Annotated in this window: 15 protein-coding genes, 3 tRNA genes and 1 pseudogene; 9 read left to right on the top strand and 10 right to left on the bottom strand. The window is 58.8% G+C overall.

All coding sequences use genetic code 11. The annotated features are described in order from the left end of the window. Positions 1 to 147: 147 nt before the first annotated feature. Positions 148 to 221 (top strand) — tRNA-Ile (locus ACXIUA_RS09505). A gap of 105 nt (positions 222 to 326) precedes the next feature. Here the strand turns inward: ACXIUA_RS09505 and ACXIUA_RS09500 are convergent. Next, positions 327 to 800, bottom strand: coding sequence for a hypothetical protein (locus ACXIUA_RS09500; protein WP_457976677.1), 474 nt, complete (start codon positions 798 to 800; stop codon positions 327 to 329). Positions 801 to 1,084: 284 nt separating this feature from the next. Next, positions 1,085 to 3,388 (bottom strand): TOTE conflict system archaeo-eukaryotic primase domain-containing protein, encoded by a 2,304-nt coding sequence (locus ACXIUA_RS09495; RefSeq protein WP_457976676.1) that lies wholly within the window; start codon positions 3,386 to 3,388, stop codon positions 1,085 to 1,087. Positions 3,389 to 3,689: 301 nt separating this feature from the next. Between ACXIUA_RS09495 and ACXIUA_RS09490 the strand changes: the two are divergent. Next, positions 3,690 to 3,944: pseudogene (locus tag ACXIUA_RS09490) on the top strand (type II toxin-antitoxin system RelE/ParE family toxin); the annotation flags it as partial. Next, positions 3,941 to 4,234 (top strand): addiction module antidote protein, encoded by a 294-nt coding sequence (locus ACXIUA_RS09485; RefSeq protein WP_457976675.1) that lies wholly within the window; start codon positions 3,941 to 3,943, stop codon positions 4,232 to 4,234. The pseudogene ACXIUA_RS09490 and the gene ACXIUA_RS09485, both read left to right, overlap by 4 nt. Before the next feature lie 142 nt (positions 4,235 to 4,376). Here the strand turns inward: ACXIUA_RS09485 and ACXIUA_RS09480 are convergent, their stop codons facing one another. From ACXIUA_RS09480 to ACXIUA_RS09470, 3 genes are all read right to left on the bottom strand, one after another. Next, positions 4,377 to 5,231, bottom strand: coding sequence for a hypothetical protein (locus ACXIUA_RS09480; protein ID WP_457976674.1), 855 nt, complete (start codon positions 5,229 to 5,231; stop codon positions 4,377 to 4,379). A gap of 68 nt (positions 5,232 to 5,299) precedes the next feature. Next, positions 5,300 to 6,073, bottom strand: a complete 774-nt coding sequence (locus ACXIUA_RS09475; protein ID WP_457976673.1) for an excalibur calcium-binding domain-containing protein — start codon at positions 6,071 to 6,073, stop codon at positions 5,300 to 5,302. 86 nt (positions 6,074 to 6,159) lie between these two features. Continuing rightward, positions 6,160 to 6,232 (bottom strand) — tRNA-Asn (locus tag ACXIUA_RS09470). A 134-nt stretch (positions 6,233 to 6,366) separates the two neighbouring features. Between ACXIUA_RS09470 and ACXIUA_RS09465 the strand changes: the two genes are divergently transcribed. Continuing rightward, the gene (locus tag ACXIUA_RS09465) at positions 6,367 to 7,740 is read left to right on the top strand and encodes an NAD-dependent succinate-semialdehyde dehydrogenase (protein ID WP_457976672.1); all 1,374 of its coding nucleotides are present in this window, start codon (positions 6,367 to 6,369) and stop codon (positions 7,738 to 7,740) included. A gap of 102 nt (positions 7,741 to 7,842) precedes the next feature. Here the strand turns inward: ACXIUA_RS09465 and ACXIUA_RS09460 are convergent, their stop codons facing one another. From ACXIUA_RS09460 to ACXIUA_RS09440, 5 genes are all read right to left on the bottom strand, one after another. After that, the gene (locus ACXIUA_RS09460) at positions 7,843 to 8,385 is read right to left on the bottom strand and encodes an excalibur calcium-binding domain-containing protein (protein WP_457976670.1); all 543 of its coding nucleotides are present in this window, start codon (positions 8,383 to 8,385) and stop codon (positions 7,843 to 7,845) included. Between the two features lie 453 nt (positions 8,386 to 8,838). Beyond that, the gene (locus ACXIUA_RS09455; protein ID WP_070362137.1) at positions 8,839 to 9,507 is read right to left on the bottom strand and encodes a DUF3800 domain-containing protein; all 669 of its coding nucleotides are present in this window, start codon (positions 9,505 to 9,507) and stop codon (positions 8,839 to 8,841) included. A gap of 481 nt (positions 9,508 to 9,988) precedes the next feature. Next, on the bottom strand, positions 9,989 to 11,020 hold the full coding sequence (locus ACXIUA_RS09450; RefSeq protein ID WP_070362138.1) for an XRE family transcriptional regulator: 1,032 nt from the start codon (positions 11,018 to 11,020) through the stop codon (positions 9,989 to 9,991). A gap of 14 nt (positions 11,021 to 11,034) precedes the next feature. Then, on the bottom strand, positions 11,035 to 11,598 hold the full coding sequence (locus ACXIUA_RS09445; RefSeq protein WP_070362139.1) for a hypothetical protein: 564 nt from the start codon (positions 11,596 to 11,598) through the stop codon (positions 11,035 to 11,037). A gap of 310 nt (positions 11,599 to 11,908) precedes the next feature. Next, positions 11,909 to 11,981, bottom strand: a tRNA-Asn gene (locus tag ACXIUA_RS09440). A 115-nt stretch (positions 11,982 to 12,096) separates the two neighbouring features. Between ACXIUA_RS09440 and ACXIUA_RS09435 the strand changes: the two genes are divergently transcribed. From ACXIUA_RS09435 to uriH, 5 genes are read left to right on the top strand one after another with little or no spacing between them, the layout of a single operon-like run. After that, positions 12,097 to 12,738 (top strand): hypothetical protein, encoded by a 642-nt coding sequence (locus ACXIUA_RS09435; protein WP_256042277.1) that lies wholly within the window; start codon positions 12,097 to 12,099, stop codon positions 12,736 to 12,738. A 22-nt stretch (positions 12,739 to 12,760) separates the two neighbouring features. After that, positions 12,761 to 13,399 (top strand): DUF4230 domain-containing protein, encoded by a 639-nt coding sequence (locus ACXIUA_RS09430; RefSeq protein ID WP_256042278.1) that lies wholly within the window; start codon positions 12,761 to 12,763, stop codon positions 13,397 to 13,399. Positions 13,400 to 13,412: 13 nt separating this feature from the next. Then, positions 13,413 to 14,210 (top strand): serine hydrolase domain-containing protein, encoded by a 798-nt coding sequence (locus tag ACXIUA_RS09425; protein ID WP_256042279.1) that lies wholly within the window; start codon positions 13,413 to 13,415, stop codon positions 14,208 to 14,210. 10 nt (positions 14,211 to 14,220) lie between these two features. After that, positions 14,221 to 15,678, top strand: a complete 1,458-nt coding sequence (gene uriT / locus ACXIUA_RS09420) for a uridine transporter UriT (protein WP_070477959.1) — start codon at positions 14,221 to 14,223, stop codon at positions 15,676 to 15,678. Then, positions 15,679 to 16,620 carry a uridine-preferring nucleoside hydrolase UriH gene (gene uriH, locus ACXIUA_RS09415; protein WP_457976669.1) on the top strand — a complete coding sequence of 314 codons (942 nt, stop codon included), beginning with the start codon at positions 15,679 to 15,681 and terminating at the stop codon, positions 16,618 to 16,620. The last annotated feature ends 187 nt before the right edge of the window (positions 16,621 to 16,807 follow it).

Genomic DNA, 16,807 nt, shown 5'->3' with positions numbered 1-16,807 from the left:
CTGGATTCCTTATCTGGCTCTAGAAACTGCTGAATTTGCTGATACCTTAACTGTTTGATGGTAGCAACTGTAAGGGCCATTTCAAATTGTTTTGGACATGTTGTAATGTGTTTTCGGAACTAGTGCCGTTGAGCGCTGTTCATGGAAGGGGCTATAGCTCAGTCGGTTAGAGCCGCGGACTCATAATCCGCTGGTCGCGGGTTCGAGCCCCGCTGGCCCCACAAGGTTTTGGGACTCATATCGAACGTTGACGTTTGCCCGGAGTTGAGCTGGTTGGTTGGATCCTTACGTTTGAATGTGTGTAGGGCATGTAGAAGCGAGATACTTTATAACCATTTTCTCTTTTCTGTCAGGCGTTCTCGTGCTAGCTCGGACTTAACTAACTTAAGCCCGCGTTTTTCTTTGGCGATTTCTGGATTGCGGAATCGCAAGTTTCCGCTAGAGATGGTCATAGCCGTACCGAACAGGAGTGCAATTACTCTGCATAGTGTTTCGTATACTGCATTTCCCGCCGCCCCCTCCAGGAGCGCGGCTGCCAGTTGTGACATGTTTTCATAGTTGCTGAACTTAAAGCTGAAAATGCTCGTTAGGAATAATATAATGCCGACTGTGAAAATGGTGATTGCTTCTCTAGTTGCGATCCTTCGCGTAGCTGCGATTCGAGCTTTCCGATGCTGTAATTCCTGTTGAAGCTCAGCCTCGGTAAGTGCCCTGATGTCCCTCCTGGTATTGAAGTTATTCTGGTTAAAACTGCCATGGAAATTAGCGTTGTTGAAACTGTTTTCTATGAATTGACTCATGGTGTGCCTTTCTATGATGGGCCAATATTTTATTTGGAATAGATTATTGTCCTATTGGTAGATGTTTTCAAGTTTTGGAAGGGGCGCAAGGTGGCGTGGGACTCTTTGGTTCATATGCCAGTGCTGTAAATGGTTAGCGTTGCTTATGGCCTTCTAACTCTGTAAATGTCGATGTTGTTAGGCGTCACGTGCGTTTATGGGTTGGATTCTCGAACGTGATTCAATCTATGTAGTCCTTTGGTCGGTATTCTCGGAGGAGGTATAGTCGCGTCGAAAGGACTTGTCTAAATGAACCCCTGCTTGCGAATAACCGCGCTGCGTTTGCGGAACGCTGCGGTGAGCGCAGGGACATGATGGTCATGGAAATCGAAAACGGTGGCGGTGCTTTCCGTGCCGCGGGTGACGCGCCCGATCTGTTGGATGACGTTGCCTTTGAATGCGACAGGAGCTGCGAGGATAAGGGCGTCGAGGGCTGGGAGGTCCACACCTTCGCCTGCGATCTGTGTCATGGCAATAAGGATGAACTGCGGCGTGCTGTCGAGGGCCTTTCGGGTGGCTTTGCGGTCCTTGGAAGACTGCGCACCGTGGAGCGTAAACACAGGCACGGGGAGGTCGGGATAATTGTGGGTGAGAAGCCCTTCGAGGGCGCTGATGTGCTCGCGGCGCTTGACCAGCACAAGGACATTGCTTCCATCGGTGGTGGCGCGGGCGATGGTTTCGGCAATGAGCGCGTTGCGGGCACTATCGGCGGCGAGGGCATTGTCGAGATCTGGCCAGTAGAGGTGGGGCTCGTCGTAGGTGAACTCCGTGGTCTGTACAACGTAATGCTTGGGACCGGCGTGCTCGAGCTCCATCGTGTGGCGAATAGGACCGCAGATCAAGGGTAGGAGGGCGTCGAGTCCGTCGGAGCGGTACGGGGTGGCGGTAAGACCGTTGATGAAGCGGACGTTGAGATCTGCGAGGGCGCGGGTGAGGCCGGCGGCGCCGACACGGTGGCATTCGTCAATGATGATGTAGCCGTAGTCGGTGAGGAAGTCGGTGCGTGAGTCGGCTCGGCTGATGGACTGGGCGGTGACAATGTCGATGTCTCCGCTGAGTTTCTTGGAGTTGCCGCCGTACTGGCCGATGGTGGGGCCGTCAAGAAATTTGGTGAGTGCTTCGCGCCACTGCGTGGCGAGTTCTACATTGGGAACGATGATTGCGGTCGGCACTTGGCGGTGTGCGATCAGCGCGCAAGCCATCACGGTCTTGCCCGCACCCGGTGGCGCGACGAGCACACCAGTGGGGTGTTTTCGCATGGCGGCGACAGCGTCACGCTGCTTGGAGTACAGCTCGCCGGTAAATGTGGCCTCCATTGTGCGTGGCTTTGGCGTTTTGCCGCGACGGGTCACGGTGTAACCAGCGGTTTTGAGGATGGTGATGGCGTCGTCGAGCGCGCCGCGATCCAGGGTGAGGGTGTTATCGTGCTCATCGAAACGGACGATGAGGCGAGGCGTTTGGAAAGTGGACAGCCGCTGGGCCTGGCGGATGTAGAACTGCGGGTTGGGGATCGCGCCGAGGTGACGAAGTGCGGTGGCTGTAGTGCCGTCGACGCCTTCGAGCGAGATGTGTACTCGGGAATCGTGGGTGATGAGTACTTTGCCGGTTTGATTGAGCGCTTTGAGCTCGGCTTTGGTAGGCGGTTGGGGGAGCTGGGTCTCTGGATCTGGCTGCAGGCGAGCGGCAATCTTTTTGAGCTGGGACTTAGACGCTTTGGTAGTGGAGGCGAGGGTGGCGAATTGATCGTCGGTGGGCTCGAAGGAGGCGTCGACAAAGATGGTGCGCTGCTGGGCGCGATGTTGACCTGCGAGTGGGAGCGCAATGAGGTTGCCGAAGCCGCGGCGTTTGCCGGGCAGCGTGTCCTGGGAAGGGAAGAAGCGATCGAAGCTGGTGAAGAACTGCTTCGGGCTGGCCTTAGCGAGCAGGCCGGTTCCCACGGCGCGTGCGAGGGCAGCCGGGACGGGCTCGCTGAAGAAGAGCCACACGTGAGCACCGGTGCCGGAACGGGAGACTTCGATGAGCGGGTCGAGGCCGTACTCGCGACAGGTCTCGGCATACAGGCGGGCGGCGGTGCGGAAGTCGGCGTCGTCGAAATCGCAGGCGAGGAGGAAGCAGGTGTCGCCCTTGCATAGTGGGTAGAGCCCGACGTGAAGGTTGTTGTCGCGGCGCAGATGCTGCTCGAGGACCTGCGGAGTGAGCGGCTTCAGGTTTGGATTGTTGCGGTCGTAGCGTCCGTAAGATGCTGGTGACCAGCCCTTCTTCTCGCCGTTCTGCCATGCGGTGGCGTACACGTCCTCGCGGCCGCGGAAGTAGTCGGCGAACAGTCGCAGCTTTGCGTCGGGGGAGGAGGAGTTGGTGACTGTGGTGAGGTCTTCGGGTGCTGGTGTTTGTGATGGTTGCGGTGGTTGCGGTGGCGTTGTGGGTTTGGGTGGGGACTGCTCCGCTCGGGTTTCGGTGAGGAACGCCTCGAAATCATCGGTGCCAAGGAGCTTCGCGAGCGCACGCTCCAGGAGCTGTACGCGGGCCTCGAGGTCGTCTGCGTTTGGCATGGGCGGACTCCGGTTTTCGGGGGATCGATGGGGTCAGTGTATCTGGGGTGGGGCGAGTTGGGCGCTATTGACCATGAGCGAGTCGGCCCAAGTACCCGCATCTCGCGGTTGATGTCGGTGATGTCGGTGATAGCTCGCTTAAACTCCCGTTCACCCTCCAAACCAACCCTCAAACCGGAAGAGGAGTCAGCCATGAGAGATGTTTTCTCCCCTTGACCTTTGTAGCTTGTAGGCTACACTTGGGCGCGTGGAGATTATTTCCAGTAGCTTGTTTGACACCTGATTAGGTGAGCTAAAAGACAAACATGCTCAGCGACGCATTTTGTATGCAATAGCCCGATGCGAAGCCCACGGAACAATGATTGGAGACATCAAACCCGTTGGCGAGAAGGTGAGCGAGATGAGATTTCATTTCGGGCCCGGCTACCGTGTGTACTACACCCAACTAGGCGCAATAACGGTTTTCCTGCTGGCCGGAGGAGATAAAACCAGCCAGGCTAAAGATATTCGAACCGCTCAACAGCTCGCACAACAGGTAAGGGAGGAACAGTCGTGAAGGAAGTAACATTTTCAGCGTTCGATGCAAGCAAATATCTCGATAGCCAAGAAGCAATAAACGATTACCTGGCTATCGCACTCGAAGACGGCGATACGAAAACCGTACAGGTGGTTTTGCGTGACATTGCAAGGGCACACGGCATGAGCCAGCTCGCTAAAGAAACTCAACTCAACCGTGAATCCCTCTACAAGTCACTATCAAAAGACGGCAACCCGTCCTTTGCGGCTATCACGAAAATCATGAAAGCCCTAGGACTCAAAATAACTCTCGCTACACAAAATGCCTAGATACCTGCTGGAATCACATCACCAATACACCAAACACGCCTCTGCTCAGGCCCCAGCTCAAAGACAAAGCCGGCCAACACCGTGGCACGTTCAGTAACCAGGTTTCGCGATTGAAGTTCCCTACATCGCACAAGGTCCCCAGTTAGGCACTGAGACGACGGTTAAGGCTCTCGGCATGCTCTCCCACTCGGCTGCTACTAATGAGCATCACGTTGAGATCATGGCAAAAGTCCCTGAACAGTTCGTAATTTTTTCGCTGGGCCGTTGTAGCCGGGTCCAGGGCGACCGCAGTGACCGAAAGGTGGTCCTTGCCAATCTCGAGTGAGGAGTCGTTGTACTTAAGCTTGCCTCCTTCCTGGCGCAGTTTATCGATCTTCAGCGTCCACGCATCGATGTGAGACCACGTTTTAGCAGGGTTATCTACTTGGAAATTAAAAGCTTGATTCAGTTCTAATACGGTGTCTTCTCGCACTACGGCGAGGTTGAGATCGAGCTCGCGCCTGGCAACGGAGACATCGGCATCCGGAACTGTGGCTTTTCCGAGTTCCGGGAACGAGCGGTATACAGTGCGGATTTCCCTCTTCAACTGGCGGACTCCCGGTTTGGCATCGCTTTGCGCTTGGCCGCCAATCAAAGTGTCAAAAAGCAACTGGGTTGCTTCGGAGATGTTTGCTGCATCCATGCTTCGGACCTGGTCGACTCGGATTATGTTCATCCAATGGCTACCAACAAAAGTTAAGTAGCCACGAAGTGAATAGCGATCCCCAAGGTAGAGAGGTTCTGTAGGAGCAGAAAGCTGTTCTAGCTCGTCCTTAAAGTTTTGCAGTGCATGTTTGACCGCGTCTCGATTATCAGATTCAGTGAACGCTCGGTGGGCATCCTTGAATCTGAACTGCGATTGTCCCGTGTGTGGATCGAGCACGATTACACCCACGCCGATGGTGGTGATCCCCATCGGCTGGGGGACTGCCCGAACGGTCCAGTAGTCGAATCGCATGTCAGATTCCTTCGTGAGTATCTGGGTCTGATCGCCGAGTGATGGGTAGGAGCAGCAAGTTTGACCCACTATTCGCAAGCGATGCCATCGCCGTCGCGATCGAGCTTCCTGCTGTAGCCAGGCTGTCCTTCATAAATTGGAGCGGCGCCAGCTGCGCGTGCTTCGGAGCAGTTGGCGTAGTAAACACGGGCCGGCGCAGGCGCAGCGGGTACGGGTTGCTCAATTACGGGCTCGGGCGCGGGAGCTTGTGAAGGTTCTTCGGTCGGAATGTCTGCAAATTTGGCGATGCTTGCCGTGGTCTCCTCGGTTGTCATACTGCTCGGGGAAGAGCTGCTGTGAGTAGAGCTGGTCGTCGACGTGTGTGTTGTAGTGGTTGCTGCTGAGGTGGATTCACTCGTGGCAGACGTGGTTGTGGTCGGGTCCATGCTTGCCCGAGTGGGCTCCGTGTTTGTGGTGGATCCAGATTCGGGAATGAGGCTACCACCGGCAATAAACAGCACCAGTGCTGTCAGCCAAACAAAAGGCCACCTGCGGTTTACTGGGGTGAACTGTGGCGCATCGCCCATGCTGTTGAGGACCAACGAGTCGCGCTGGGGATCTAGTAGCGTGCGCAACTGCTCGTGATTCGCGGTGGCTTCTTGTGTCTCGTTGTAGTGCTTTTTATCTTGGGCCTCGCACCGCAACCACCAGGCACCCGGCACAATGAATGCTGCCGCGAGCAGGATGCCGCCAATTTCACCCAAAAGCAACAGGATGATGCCGAACGCTATCGCGATCCAAGCGAGCACTGTTTTGGTTTTCGAAGAAGACTGTTGCGGTTGAGACTGGGTGGCGTAACTCATGGTTGACCTCTCGGTTCAAAGGTGTGGGATACCATCAGGGTAAGCGAAAGGCCCGAGGATGCGGAAACCTCGGGCCTTTCGCTTTGCTCCTCCAACTGGGCTCGAACCAGTGACCCTTCGATTAACAGTCGAATGCTCTGCCAACTGAGCTATGGAGGAATACGCACTAGGTGCGAAAGACACTCTAGCGTATGTTACAGAACAATGGAAATCTGCAGCTTGCGTATCTGGGAACTGGCGTAAAGGTGGGTGAATGGACGTCGAAAAGTGGGAAGAAGCTGTAGCGTGGGGCCATGGCTACGACATATCGAGTACAAAACCCGGCGACGAATGAGATCGTCGCAACGTATGAGCAGACCACCGACCAAGAGCTGCAGGACACCCTCCAGCGCGCCGACGCTGCGTACAAGACATGGAGTGCCCTCAGTTACGAGGAACGCGCCGCATACCTGCGCAAAGTCGCCCAGCTTTTCGACGAGCGCCGCGACACCCTCGTGAAAATCATCGCCGAAGAGATGGGCAAGGCCATCAACCAAGGCGACGGGGAAGTCAGCGAATGCGTGGAAATCTGCAACTACTACGCAGACCACGGCGCCGAATTCGGCGCGGACGAACCGCTGCCGCACGACGGTGGGGACATCGTGATCCGTAAGGTGCCGCTCGGCGTGATCGTCGGCGTGATGCCGTGGAACTTCCCGTACTACCAAGTCGCGCGCTTCGCGGCGCCGACGCTGATGGCGGGCAACACCATCATCCTCAAGCACGCGTCCATCTGCCCGCGCTCCGCCGAAGCAATCCAGCAGATCTTCGACGACGCCGGCGTGCCCGAAGGCGTGTTCAACTACCGTCGCATTAGCCACAGCCAGATCGAAGACCTGCTCGCGGACCCACGAGTGCAAGGAGTATCGCTCACCGGTTCCGAGGGGGCAGGCAAGGCCGTGGCGAAGGCCGCAGGTGCCAACCTGAAGAAGGCCCTGCTGGAACTCGGCGGTACCGACGCCTACATCGTCCTTGACACCGACGACATTGATCGCGAAGTGCGCACCGCCATGAAGAAGCGCATGAGCAACGTCGGCCAAGCATGCACCTCCAACAAGCGCATCATCGTCATGGACGACATCTACGACGAGTTCGTTTCCAAGATGGTGGACGCCGTGTCTGCACTTCGCCAGGGTGATCCGCTTACGCCAGAGCGAGGCTGCTACTACCCACTGTCCTCCCGGGAGGCCGCCGAAACGCTTCGCGACCAAGTCGCCGCAGCCGTCGACGCCGGCGCCACCCTCCACTGCGGAGGCGAACTCACCGGGGAAGGTGCTTACTTCACCCCGGCTGTCATCACCGACATCCCAGTTGGCTCCGACTCCTACTACGAGGAGTTCTTCGGGCCCGTCGTGGAGATCTACAAGGTGTCCTCCGATGAGGAAGCCGTGGAGCTGGCAAACAACTCCCGCTACGGACTCGGCGGCGCGGTGTTCTCCACCGATGAGGAGCGCGCGAAGAAGGTGGCCAACCAGGTTGTCACCGGCATGATCCACGTCAACATCCCGCAGGCGCGTGGTGCCGGGCTGCCGTTCGGCGGCGTGAAGAACTCCGGCTTCGGACGCGAGCTCGGGCCGCTCGGGATGGATGAGTTTGTGAACAAGCAGCGCTACTTCGTGGCGAAGTAGCGCTGTGGGTCGGGGGGCTTTCGGGTGCTTTTGGGGTCGGAGTAGTCGCCGAAAGCTGAGTCGGGATTTTGTGAACAGAATTGCGTCTGCTGCGGGCGGGGGCTATTCGCAGGCGACGCCGTCGCCGTCACGGTCGAGCTTCGAACGGTAGCCAGGCTCGTGGCTGTAGATCGGGGTGACACCCGCGCGGCGGGCTTCTGCGCAGGACTTGTAGTGACCATTGGCAGGCAGCTTGCCACTGCGTGCCGGCGCGGGTGCCTGCTTCGGGGCTGGAGCCGGGACTGGCTTTGGGGCAGGGGCAGGCTTCGGTGCCGGTGCGGGTTTCGGTGCTGGTTTTGGAGCAGGAGCTGGCTTCGGGGCAGGCTTCTTTGCTGGTGGTCCAGGGATAATGCCTGGCAGTGGATTCGGGATGATGCGTTGCTGGACCGCCCAGAACGTAGCACCAGCGCCGATGCCCAGTACCGCGAGGATGCTTGTGACTGCGATGGCGGCGATGGCGCCGTCGGAAAGCCCTTCTGAAGGGGTCTCCGGCTTGGAGGTTGTGGTGGTTGTCGGGACAGGACTTTCAGGAGCGGCGTGTGCTGGTGCTGCGACACCGAGCGCGAGCGAGCAGGCGAGGGCTGCTGCGATAGTTGTTTTTCTCATGTGTACAGCATGTCATAAACATTGGAAAAGCCTGAAATGGCATGTTGCAAGAGGGTGGTTGCAATCCCTCACTCGTCGCCGTGGAGGTATGAAGCCTGTGGGCTTTTGTAAAAGCTCTTTACATGTTTTTCGCTAATTCGCTGTCTTGCAAGCTTTCCCCTGAGCCAGTCAATGGCGGCTTCACCTCGTTTTAGTCGTTCTTCGTTTTCACCAAGCTCTGGTCCACCGCACGAGGTCGAGCCATCCTTATCAGCGATGGGGTGTGCGAACAACCTGGAGCTCGGAGAGTGATTTCATGCAGATGGAAAAGGCGAAGCGGTTTGTGTATGAACCATCACATAAAACTCTTGAATCGGTGGACATTATTGGTTATGATCAGGGCAATGCTGGCGATAAGTCCTCCAGGGGAGGACTTCTTACCCCGATAGGTGAGATAGCCAGCTTCTCTATGTTTTATGGGCGCCCCCATGGAAGGAACAAACTCGCAAGCGTCGGTTTAATGCACGGCTCAAACCATGTGCATTTCTTACCTTCTAAATGCCGCTGCACAGCCCAAAGACCGTAATCAGCTACTTGCAATCCCCACGCTGAGGGCGCGGTCCACACACATAGCGTGATATTTCGCTGTATCTGACTGCACACTTCTTCTACTGCTTGTCGCGCAGCTTCTCTGATTCCTTTGGTACCGAACTCTGCCACAATGACGAACAGCTCGTCTTGAGGCTCGGAAACTTGGAGGGCGATTTCTTTGAGGTGTAAGTACCAGGCTGTCTTGTAGAGACCCATTGGTCCAGCATCTTTGATGTGCGGGTATGCGTTTGACTTGTACAGGAAGGTTGTATCGAAGCGGGGCGCTTGCTTTTGGATGAGGCTGAACATTTCGTTTCGCGTTCTAGCAGAGTCGTCGACGGCGTGGAATCCGCGGGTGAGCTTAATTCCTTCTTTGGAGCGACTAGCGCGTAGGTGGAGACCCTGTAGGAGGTCGTCTCCGTGTGTGTCGTGCTGGAATGTGGCGGTTCCGAAGCCGAAGTAGGTTGATGCTCCGCCACCTTGTGGGTTCGGTGTCCCGTCGTAGTCAAGGTTTCCGGTTTCGTCGGCGTAGAGGTAGATGCGTTTATTCATGGCTTTCAGAGAAGTATTACAGTTTCGATCAAGTAGGCAGGTTTCGCGGTTATGCTTGTTGTCTTTGTCTGATTGCGTGGTCGCTATCAAGGTCTTGCCAGGTGGTGACAACGTAGGTTGTGGCGTCTAGTTTTGTGCGAGCAGGTTCGGGTTGTGCCGATAGAGGCGTTCACATAGCTCGGCCTCTAGCGGGGAGACAGGCAGGGGTGCAACGAATTGGTCAGCTTGTCGTTCTCGGCGGGCATGGAGCGACTCGCTCATCCCTGCGTGGCGCCCGTGGGTAGCGTGCCCCGACTCGTGTGCAAGTGCGTAGCGCCGTTCGATTGGGCGCAGACCGGGCGCAAGCAGAATCAGGTCGTAGTTGGGGAACTAGCCACCAGCGTCACCTGCGAGCCATACAGCGTCATCGACATCGACCTACACGCCGAGCTCGCTAGCCATGTCCAGCAGCGCAATGAAATCAGACGTCAACGGTATCTCCTTATTTGCGGTGCGTGGTTGGCAATTGCGTCACGCTCGCAATCTGTGACTCCACGGGCGCCGCCTCAGCGCTAAGGCGAGTCAACTCTGTGAGATCAACCGGATCGACGAAGGTGTTCTCCATCAGCACGTGGACAGGCTCGTGAACTTGCCAGCCGCGCCCGGAGATTTGCATGCGCAAACTCCGGTAGCGCTTGTAGTCAATCAGCTCGAGCTCATGGGTTCGTCGCACAATCGCTTGAATAGAACAGCCCCACTGCGATTTCAGGTGCGCATAGTCAGACAACGTCGCCTCTGGTGTGACGTTGTCAGCGACAAGCTGCGGGGGCATCAGCAATGCCCCCGCAAATTGGTTGGCTTCAGTCTCAATTACAGGGAGGTCGCGCCGGGTTGTTGCGGTGTGCAGGATGAGGTGGCCGAGTTCGTGGGCAAGGCTAAACCTGTATCGGTCGCCGCTACGTTGCCGGTTGAGGGCAATGACGCGCAGAGGTGCTGCTGTGGGGGTGGAAACGCCGTCGAAGTTGGTGCCGTCGACAACGTCGTCGGGAAGTGATGTGACGATCACACCGCATTGGTGCAGTGCTGCTGTCAGGTTGCCGATAGCGGTATCGGGTGCGAGTTGTAGGTGTTCGCGGGTGCGGGCGGCTGCTTCTTCGATGACGATCTGGTCTAGTGGTTGATCAGGCAGGTCTAGCTTTGGCAGGCTGCTGGTTTGGTCGGGGAAGCGGCGTTTGAGGTAGTGCTCGGTAATCGAGAACGCGGTGGCGATTTTCTCCGATTCGGGTTGCCCTAGTCGTGCTGTTCGGAACAGGAGGTCCGGTGAGTCGTAGTAGTCGATGGGTTCTTCAAAGAACTCGCGGGGAACCTTGGTGACAAACTGCGCGGTAGTCAGGAGCCGTGGCGACAGGTTGCGTCGTTGGCGTTCGACGCTACTAAGCGTTGATTGCGAAACCCCGAGCTCTGCGGCGAAGGCTCCTTGCGTGTAGCCAAGCAGAATTCTGATGTGTTTGAGGTTTGTGCTTGCAGTGGACATGTAGCTGGTGCTTTCTAGGTGCCGAAGTTGAACTCTTGTTCGTCGGCGCGTGTTGGGTAAAACTTGTCTTCGGTGATCTTCTCGTTGGGAGTAAGTAGCTGGAATTCTTGCGATAGTTTCCTTGCCTCTTCAAGGGTGCCTTCGCCGTCGAAGAGTTGTATCGAAAACTTGGTAATCGAGTCCGTCTCCGGCTTCGGGAACTCCCAGAACAATACGATACGGCGTTTGTTTTCGATTAAGGGTTGGTCCGGGGTCTCTATGGGGGAGTTGCGGAATCCTTTCTTGCGGCGCACCACCAGGAAGGCGTCGTCGTTCTCAAACCATAGGCGGGTGGGAAACCCTGATGCTTCGCAGAGTTTAAGACCTCCGAGTCCGCTCTCGCGGAACTGCCGATGCAGTGCTACGAGCATGGCTTCACGGTCTAACCCTGGGTACTCATCGAGGTAATCGACGTAGGGCAGATTTCGGCGGTAGTCCAGCGCGACACCGACTGCTTCGCGTAGCTCGTCGTGCTGCTTTGTTAGCTGCTTGTGGATACGGCGCACTAGTAGGGCGTTGTCTTGGCGGGGATGGGGCATCGTTACTCCTTTATGTAACATTCCGTGTGATATTTTCACACTTTAGTAATAATATCACTCGAACTGTTACATCGGTCGGGGTAAGAGGGTTATCGCGGTGACTTTTATGAAAGGGTGCCCGTTGCTCCCGTCGACCTCATAGCGTCGACCAACGCAGGCCAGCGCGATTTCGATCATTTGGGGCTATTCTGTCGATTTTGCGCTGACCTGCGTTGGTCAACCGGAGTAGGTCGACGAGAGTGGAGCCTCCGTCTGCCGAACCGCTAATCTGAAACGCAAAAACCCGAGGCAACGCCTCGGGTTGTAGTTGCTCCTCCAACTGGGCTCGAACCAGTGACCCTTCGATTAACAGTCGAATGCTCTGCCAACTGAGCTATGGAGGAATATGTGCTTGAAAGCAACGAGCAATACTTTAACCCGGATGTTGGAAATTGAAAAATCGCCAGGTGGGGGCATGTTTCGTGGACATGGAAGGTGGGCGGTTGTAGGGTAGTCGCTATGAAACACTCACTGCTTGCACTCACTGTAGCTTCGGCTGTGTCCGTGACGGCCGTCCAGGCGCCTGTCGCGTGGTCGGAGGAGAACTCGGCGGGGGAGAATACGCAAGGGGCGCAGCAGACGACAACGAAGGACGGTAGCTCCGGCAGCTCCGACGGCGAGGAACTGAGCCCGGCTGCAATTGCGGGGATCACGCTTGGTGTCCTGGCCGCTGTTGGTGCGGGCGCTGCGTTCGCGGTGTCGCAGGGGTTGATCCCGAACGTGGACCCGAAGGTGGTTGCTGGGCTGACGGGGTTGTCGTCGACGGTGCCGGGGTTGGCGGCGTTGGGCTTCGGAGGGGCGTCGATAAATAAGTGCTCTCCGCAGGCCTTTGATGCGGCGATGCCGGGCTGGCCAGGCGTGACGGGGACGACCGTGATGTACTGCGAGGGCCAGTGGGCCGTGGCGGGGCAGAAGCAGTCGGACTGGATTGTGCCGTTTGAACGCAAGGGAGACCGTTGGGTGGCGCTGCTGCCGGATGGGACGTCGAAGCGCGGGCTGAACTCCGCGTGCTACAACGGTGACGCGCTGCGAGGCCGCGGTGCGCCACAGCAGTTTGTTGACAAGATTCGGGTCTGTGCCCCCGATGAGATCGGGCGGTAACGTGTCGCTGTAGTCTTGCAGCGTGGAAAAAAGAGGATTTCGAGTAGGCGCGCTGGTGCTCACAGCGCTGGTGGTTGCGCTGGCTACAGCGTTTGCGGTGTTGAAGTTTGTGGTCCCGAACGGCCTGCAGGTCGGTCGGGAGGAAATCAGTGAGGCGTCGATAGGGGCGTCGTTTAGGCAGGTGGGGGAACTCTCGGTTGAGGAGTATGCGTACTCGAACGTGGGCAACTACGACAATAAGGGTCTTGAGCTCGCGGGTGTGAAAGTGCCGCTGACCGGGCGCAACTTCCTGCTGAGCTACAGCGGGACCGTCAAGGCGGGCATCGCGGACGTCGAGGCGATCGGCGTCAACATTGACGACGCCGCCCAGACCATCACGGTGCGAGTCCCGGAGGTGAGCGTGACCTCCTCGGAGATCGACGATAAGAGCGTGCAGGTGTACAAGCAGTCGATGAACCCGCTCAACCAGGTCAAGGTGGAGGACGTCACCGGCTTCCTCGCCGAGGAGAAGACGCGTGCGGCGGACCGCGCGGTCAAGGAGGGGCTGCTGGATCGTGCGCACACGCGCGTGGAGGAACTCATGACATCGCATGCGGAGGCGCTCAAGCAGGGCACCGCGATGCAGGACTACGAAGTGCGCGTCGAGTGGGTGCGCAAGTAGCTATCATGTGGGCATGATTTTAGAAGAGCACCTTGCGTCCTGGCCGGTGAAACACTGCGCGGCGGCGCTCGTCGGTAAGTGTGAAGAAACCTACGGGGACCAGCACCGGGTGTTCGAGCTGGCGAGCGTGACCAAACTGCTCGCCGCGTACGGGGTGCTGCTGGCGGTGGAGGAGGGAGCCTTCGAGCTGGACACCCCGTGCGGGCCGGATGGCTCCACGGTGCGTCACCTGCTGTCGCACGCCAGCGGCGTCGGCTTCGATAGCAGGCGCCCGCAGAAGCCAGTCGGGGAGCGGCGGATTTACTCGTCCGCTGGCTACGAAATTCTTGCGGACTTCGTGGAGGAAACCACCGGCATCGCATTTCCGGAGTACCTGCACGAAGGTGTCTTTGAACCGTTGGGGATGGACACCGCCGTGTTGGAAGGCTCCGCGGGCCACGGGGCGCGCGCGAGCGTCGCGGACCTGAGCAAGTTCGCTGCGGAACTGCTGCAGCCCACGCTGCTGCACCCGGACACCGTGGCGGAGGCGTTCCGCAACCAGTTCGGGGACTTGCGTGGGGTGGTGCCAGGCTACGGGATGCAAAAACCATGCCCGTGGGGTCTCGGATTTGAGATTAAGGGGGAGAAGTCCCCCCATTGGACGGGGGACACCATGCCGGCCGACACGGTGGGGCACTTCGGTATGGCGGGGACCTATCTGTGGGTTGCGCAGGGCCAAGCCATGGTCGCGCTCACTGACGAGCAGTTCGGCGAGTGGGCCAAGCCCTTGTGGCAGGAAACGAACACTGCCATCTGGAACGCCCTGCTTTAGACTCGGGGGCATGCACGATACACACACGCCACCCCCGGAAGCAGGCCACCGCCTGCCGCCTGGCCAGGTTTGGCCCCTCATGCTTGCCCTGTTAACCGCCGTCTTCGCGTTCCAGCTGAACGCGTCCATGCTGGCGCCCGCGCTGGCGACGATGGAGCGCGAACTCGACGCCACCACCTCCCAGATCGGGTTGACGCAGACCGCGTTCTTTACCGCTGCGGCCCTGTTTTCCCTGTTTATGCCACGATGGGGAGATTTGATTGGGCGTCGAAAAGTGCTGGTGGGCATGATGGTGGTCACCGCGATTGGCTCGGTGGTTGCGGCGCTGGCGGCGAATGTCACCATGCTGTTCATCGGGCGCGTCATTCAGGGCGTGTCGGGGCCGACGGTCGCGCTGACGTCCGTGATGCTGCGCCAGGAGGTGCGCGAAGAGAAACAGTTCGCGCTGCTGATTGGCATCTTGACCTCGATTAACGGTGGTATCGCGGGTATCGACGCCATCATGGGCGGCTGGCTCACAGCTGCCTTCGGCTTCCGCTCCCTGTTCTGGGTGATCGGCGTCTTCGCGGTCGTGGCGGTGTTCGCCGTGCACTTTGGTGTGCGTGAGACGAAGTCCGACGCCGGCTACGCCATGGACTGGAAGGGTGTGGTCCCGCTGGTCGTGGCTGTCGGCGCGATCCTGACCGCGCTGAACGAGGCCGGTGCGTTGGCAGCCGCGAACTGGTTCATGGTCATCGTCTTGCTCGCGGTCGGCGCGGTGGCGCTGGTGGTCTTCTGGCGCATCGAGTCCTCCACGGAGCACCCGCTGGTTGCCCCGCACCTGCTCAAGGAGCGGCGCACGTGGGCGCTCTTGACGACGACCACCCTGACCATGACCGGCATTTTCGCCGTGATGAACGGCCTGGTCCCGAACCTTGCTCAGGACGAAACGTTCGGGCCGGGGATGTCGGCGGGCGTGGTGTCCTGGTGGACGCTGACCCCGTACGCGCTGGCCGGCCTGGTGTTTGGCCCGATCGCCGGGTTCTGTGCCGGGCGGGTGGGCTACAAGCTCATGCTGCAGATCGGTATCGCCGGTGCGTTCCTGTCGGTGGTCTTCGGCACGTTCGTGGTGTCCAACCCGACGAAGGGCCTGCTGTTGGCGCTGTCGGTTGCCGCTGGTGTGACCTACGCGGGTATCGCGAACATCATGCTCGGGTCGCTGCACGTGGTGCTGGCGCCGAAGACGAACCAGGGCTACCTGCCGGGCCTGAACGCGGGCGCGTTTAACCTGGGCGCCGGTATCTCCTTCACCGTGATCTTCGCGGTGGTGGCCACGTTCGCCGACCAGAACGGCGGCTACCGCGCCGGCATGATCGCGGGCGCGGTCCTGCTCATCGGCGCGTTCTGCACGTCGTTCCTCATCCCGCGCCCCGAATCGCTTCCTGACACGATCGCCGCAGAAGACGCGGCACGAAAGAAGGTGCAGTAAATGACAACCAAGATCATCCTCGACTGCGACCCAGGCCACGACGACGCCGTGGCCATCCTGCTCGCAGCCGGAAACTCAAACATTGAACTCCTTGGCGTGACCACCGTCGGTGGCAACCACACGCTGGAGAAGGTCACGCGTAACGCGGCGCAGGTGCTGACCGTGGCAAAGCTCACGGACGTTCCGCTGTACGCGGGTGCGACCCGGCCGATCCTGCGCGAGGTGGAAACCGCCGAGGGCATTCATGGCGACACCGGCATGGAAATCCACGGCTTCGAGCTTCCCGAGCCGGCGCTGTCGGTGCAGGAGAAGCACGGTGTGCAGTTCATCATCGACACGATCATGAGCGAGCCCGCCGGGACCGTCACCCTGGTACCTACAGGCCCGTTGACTAACATCGCGCTTGCAGCCCGGCTGGAGCCGCGCATCGTCGAGCGCGTCAAGGAGGTCGTCCTGATGGGTGGGGCGTATGGCACCGGCAACTGGACGCCAAGCGCGGAGTTCAACATCATCGTCGACCCTGAAGCCGCCCATATCGTCTTCAACGAGAAGTGGCCCGTCGTCATGGTTGGCCTTGATCTGACGCACCAGGCACTGGCGACGAAAGAGGTCGAGGAGCAGTTCGCTGCGCTGGGCACGAATGTTGGCGACTTCGTCGTGGGGCTCTTCGGTGCGTTCCGCAAGAATTACCAGGACGCCCAGGGCTTTGATGACCCGCCAGTCCACGACCCGTGCTGCGTCGCCTACCTCATCGACCCAACTGTGGTGGAGACGGTCAAGGTACCGGTGGACGTCGAGACGCAGGGCCTGCTCACCACCGGCCGCACCGTGGCGGACTTCCGTAGCCCCGCGCCCGCCGACTGCCACACCTCCGTGGCCACGAAGCTCGACGCCGAGCGGTTCTGGGCCATGGTGCTCGACGCTGTCAAGGCACTGGGGTAGCAGCCAGGTAGCTCCTGACCCTCAAGTAGAGCTTCAGTAAACAGGGGGATCAACCAGTTGTTGAGGGTTGCCCGGTGTGTCTCGTGTCATGCAAAGTGATGCGAGAGGCCGTTGGGGAAGACGAACCTCGTCTCGCACGAAGATGCGCCCGCCTAGTCAGCGGGCGCGGAACCGGCTAGTCACCGGG

This window comes from Corynebacterium sp. UMB8791, from assembly GCF_054166365.1.
This window is presented reverse-complemented; position numbering and strand designations above follow the sequence as displayed.

Bases quoted from the DNA above. Each gene is read 5' to 3' on its own strand.
- ACXIUA_RS09500 (WP_457976677.1), bottom strand. From the start codon at position 800: ATGAGTCAATTCATAGAAAACAGTTTCAACAACGCTAATTTCCATGGC.
- ACXIUA_RS09495 (WP_457976676.1), bottom strand. From the start codon at position 3,388: ATGCCAAACGCAGACGACCTCGAGGCCCGCGTACAGCTCCTGGAGCGT.
- ACXIUA_RS09480 (WP_457976674.1), bottom strand. From the start codon at position 5,231: ATGCGATTCGACTACTGGACCGTTCGGGCAGTCCCCCAGCCGATGGGG.
- ACXIUA_RS09475 (WP_457976673.1), bottom strand. From the start codon at position 6,073: ATGAGTTACGCCACCCAGTCTCAACCGCAACAGTCTTCTTCGAAAACC.
- ACXIUA_RS09465 (WP_457976672.1), top strand. From the start codon at position 6,367: ATGGCTACGACATATCGAGTACAAAACCCGGCGACGAATGAGATCGTC.
- ACXIUA_RS09460 (WP_457976670.1), bottom strand. From the start codon at position 8,385: ATGAGAAAAACAACTATCGCAGCAGCCCTCGCCTGCTCGCTCGCGCTC.
- ACXIUA_RS09455 (WP_070362137.1), bottom strand. From the start codon at position 9,507: ATGAATAAACGCATCTACCTCTACGCCGACGAAACCGGAAACCTTGAC.
- ACXIUA_RS09450 (WP_070362138.1), bottom strand. From the start codon at position 11,020: ATGTCCACTGCAAGCACAAACCTCAAACACATCAGAATTCTGCTTGGC.
- ACXIUA_RS09445 (WP_070362139.1), bottom strand. From the start codon at position 11,598: ATGCCCCATCCCCGCCAAGACAACGCCCTACTAGTGCGCCGTATCCAC.
- ACXIUA_RS09435 (WP_256042277.1), top strand. From the start codon at position 12,097: ATGAAACACTCACTGCTTGCACTCACTGTAGCTTCGGCTGTGTCCGTG.
- ACXIUA_RS09425 (WP_256042279.1), top strand. From the start codon at position 13,413: ATGATTTTAGAAGAGCACCTTGCGTCCTGGCCGGTGAAACACTGCGCG.
- uriT (WP_070477959.1), top strand. From the start codon at position 14,221: ATGCACGATACACACACGCCACCCCCGGAAGCAGGCCACCGCCTGCCG.
- uriH (WP_457976669.1), top strand. From the start codon at position 15,679: ATGACAACCAAGATCATCCTCGACTGCGACCCAGGCCACGACGACGCC.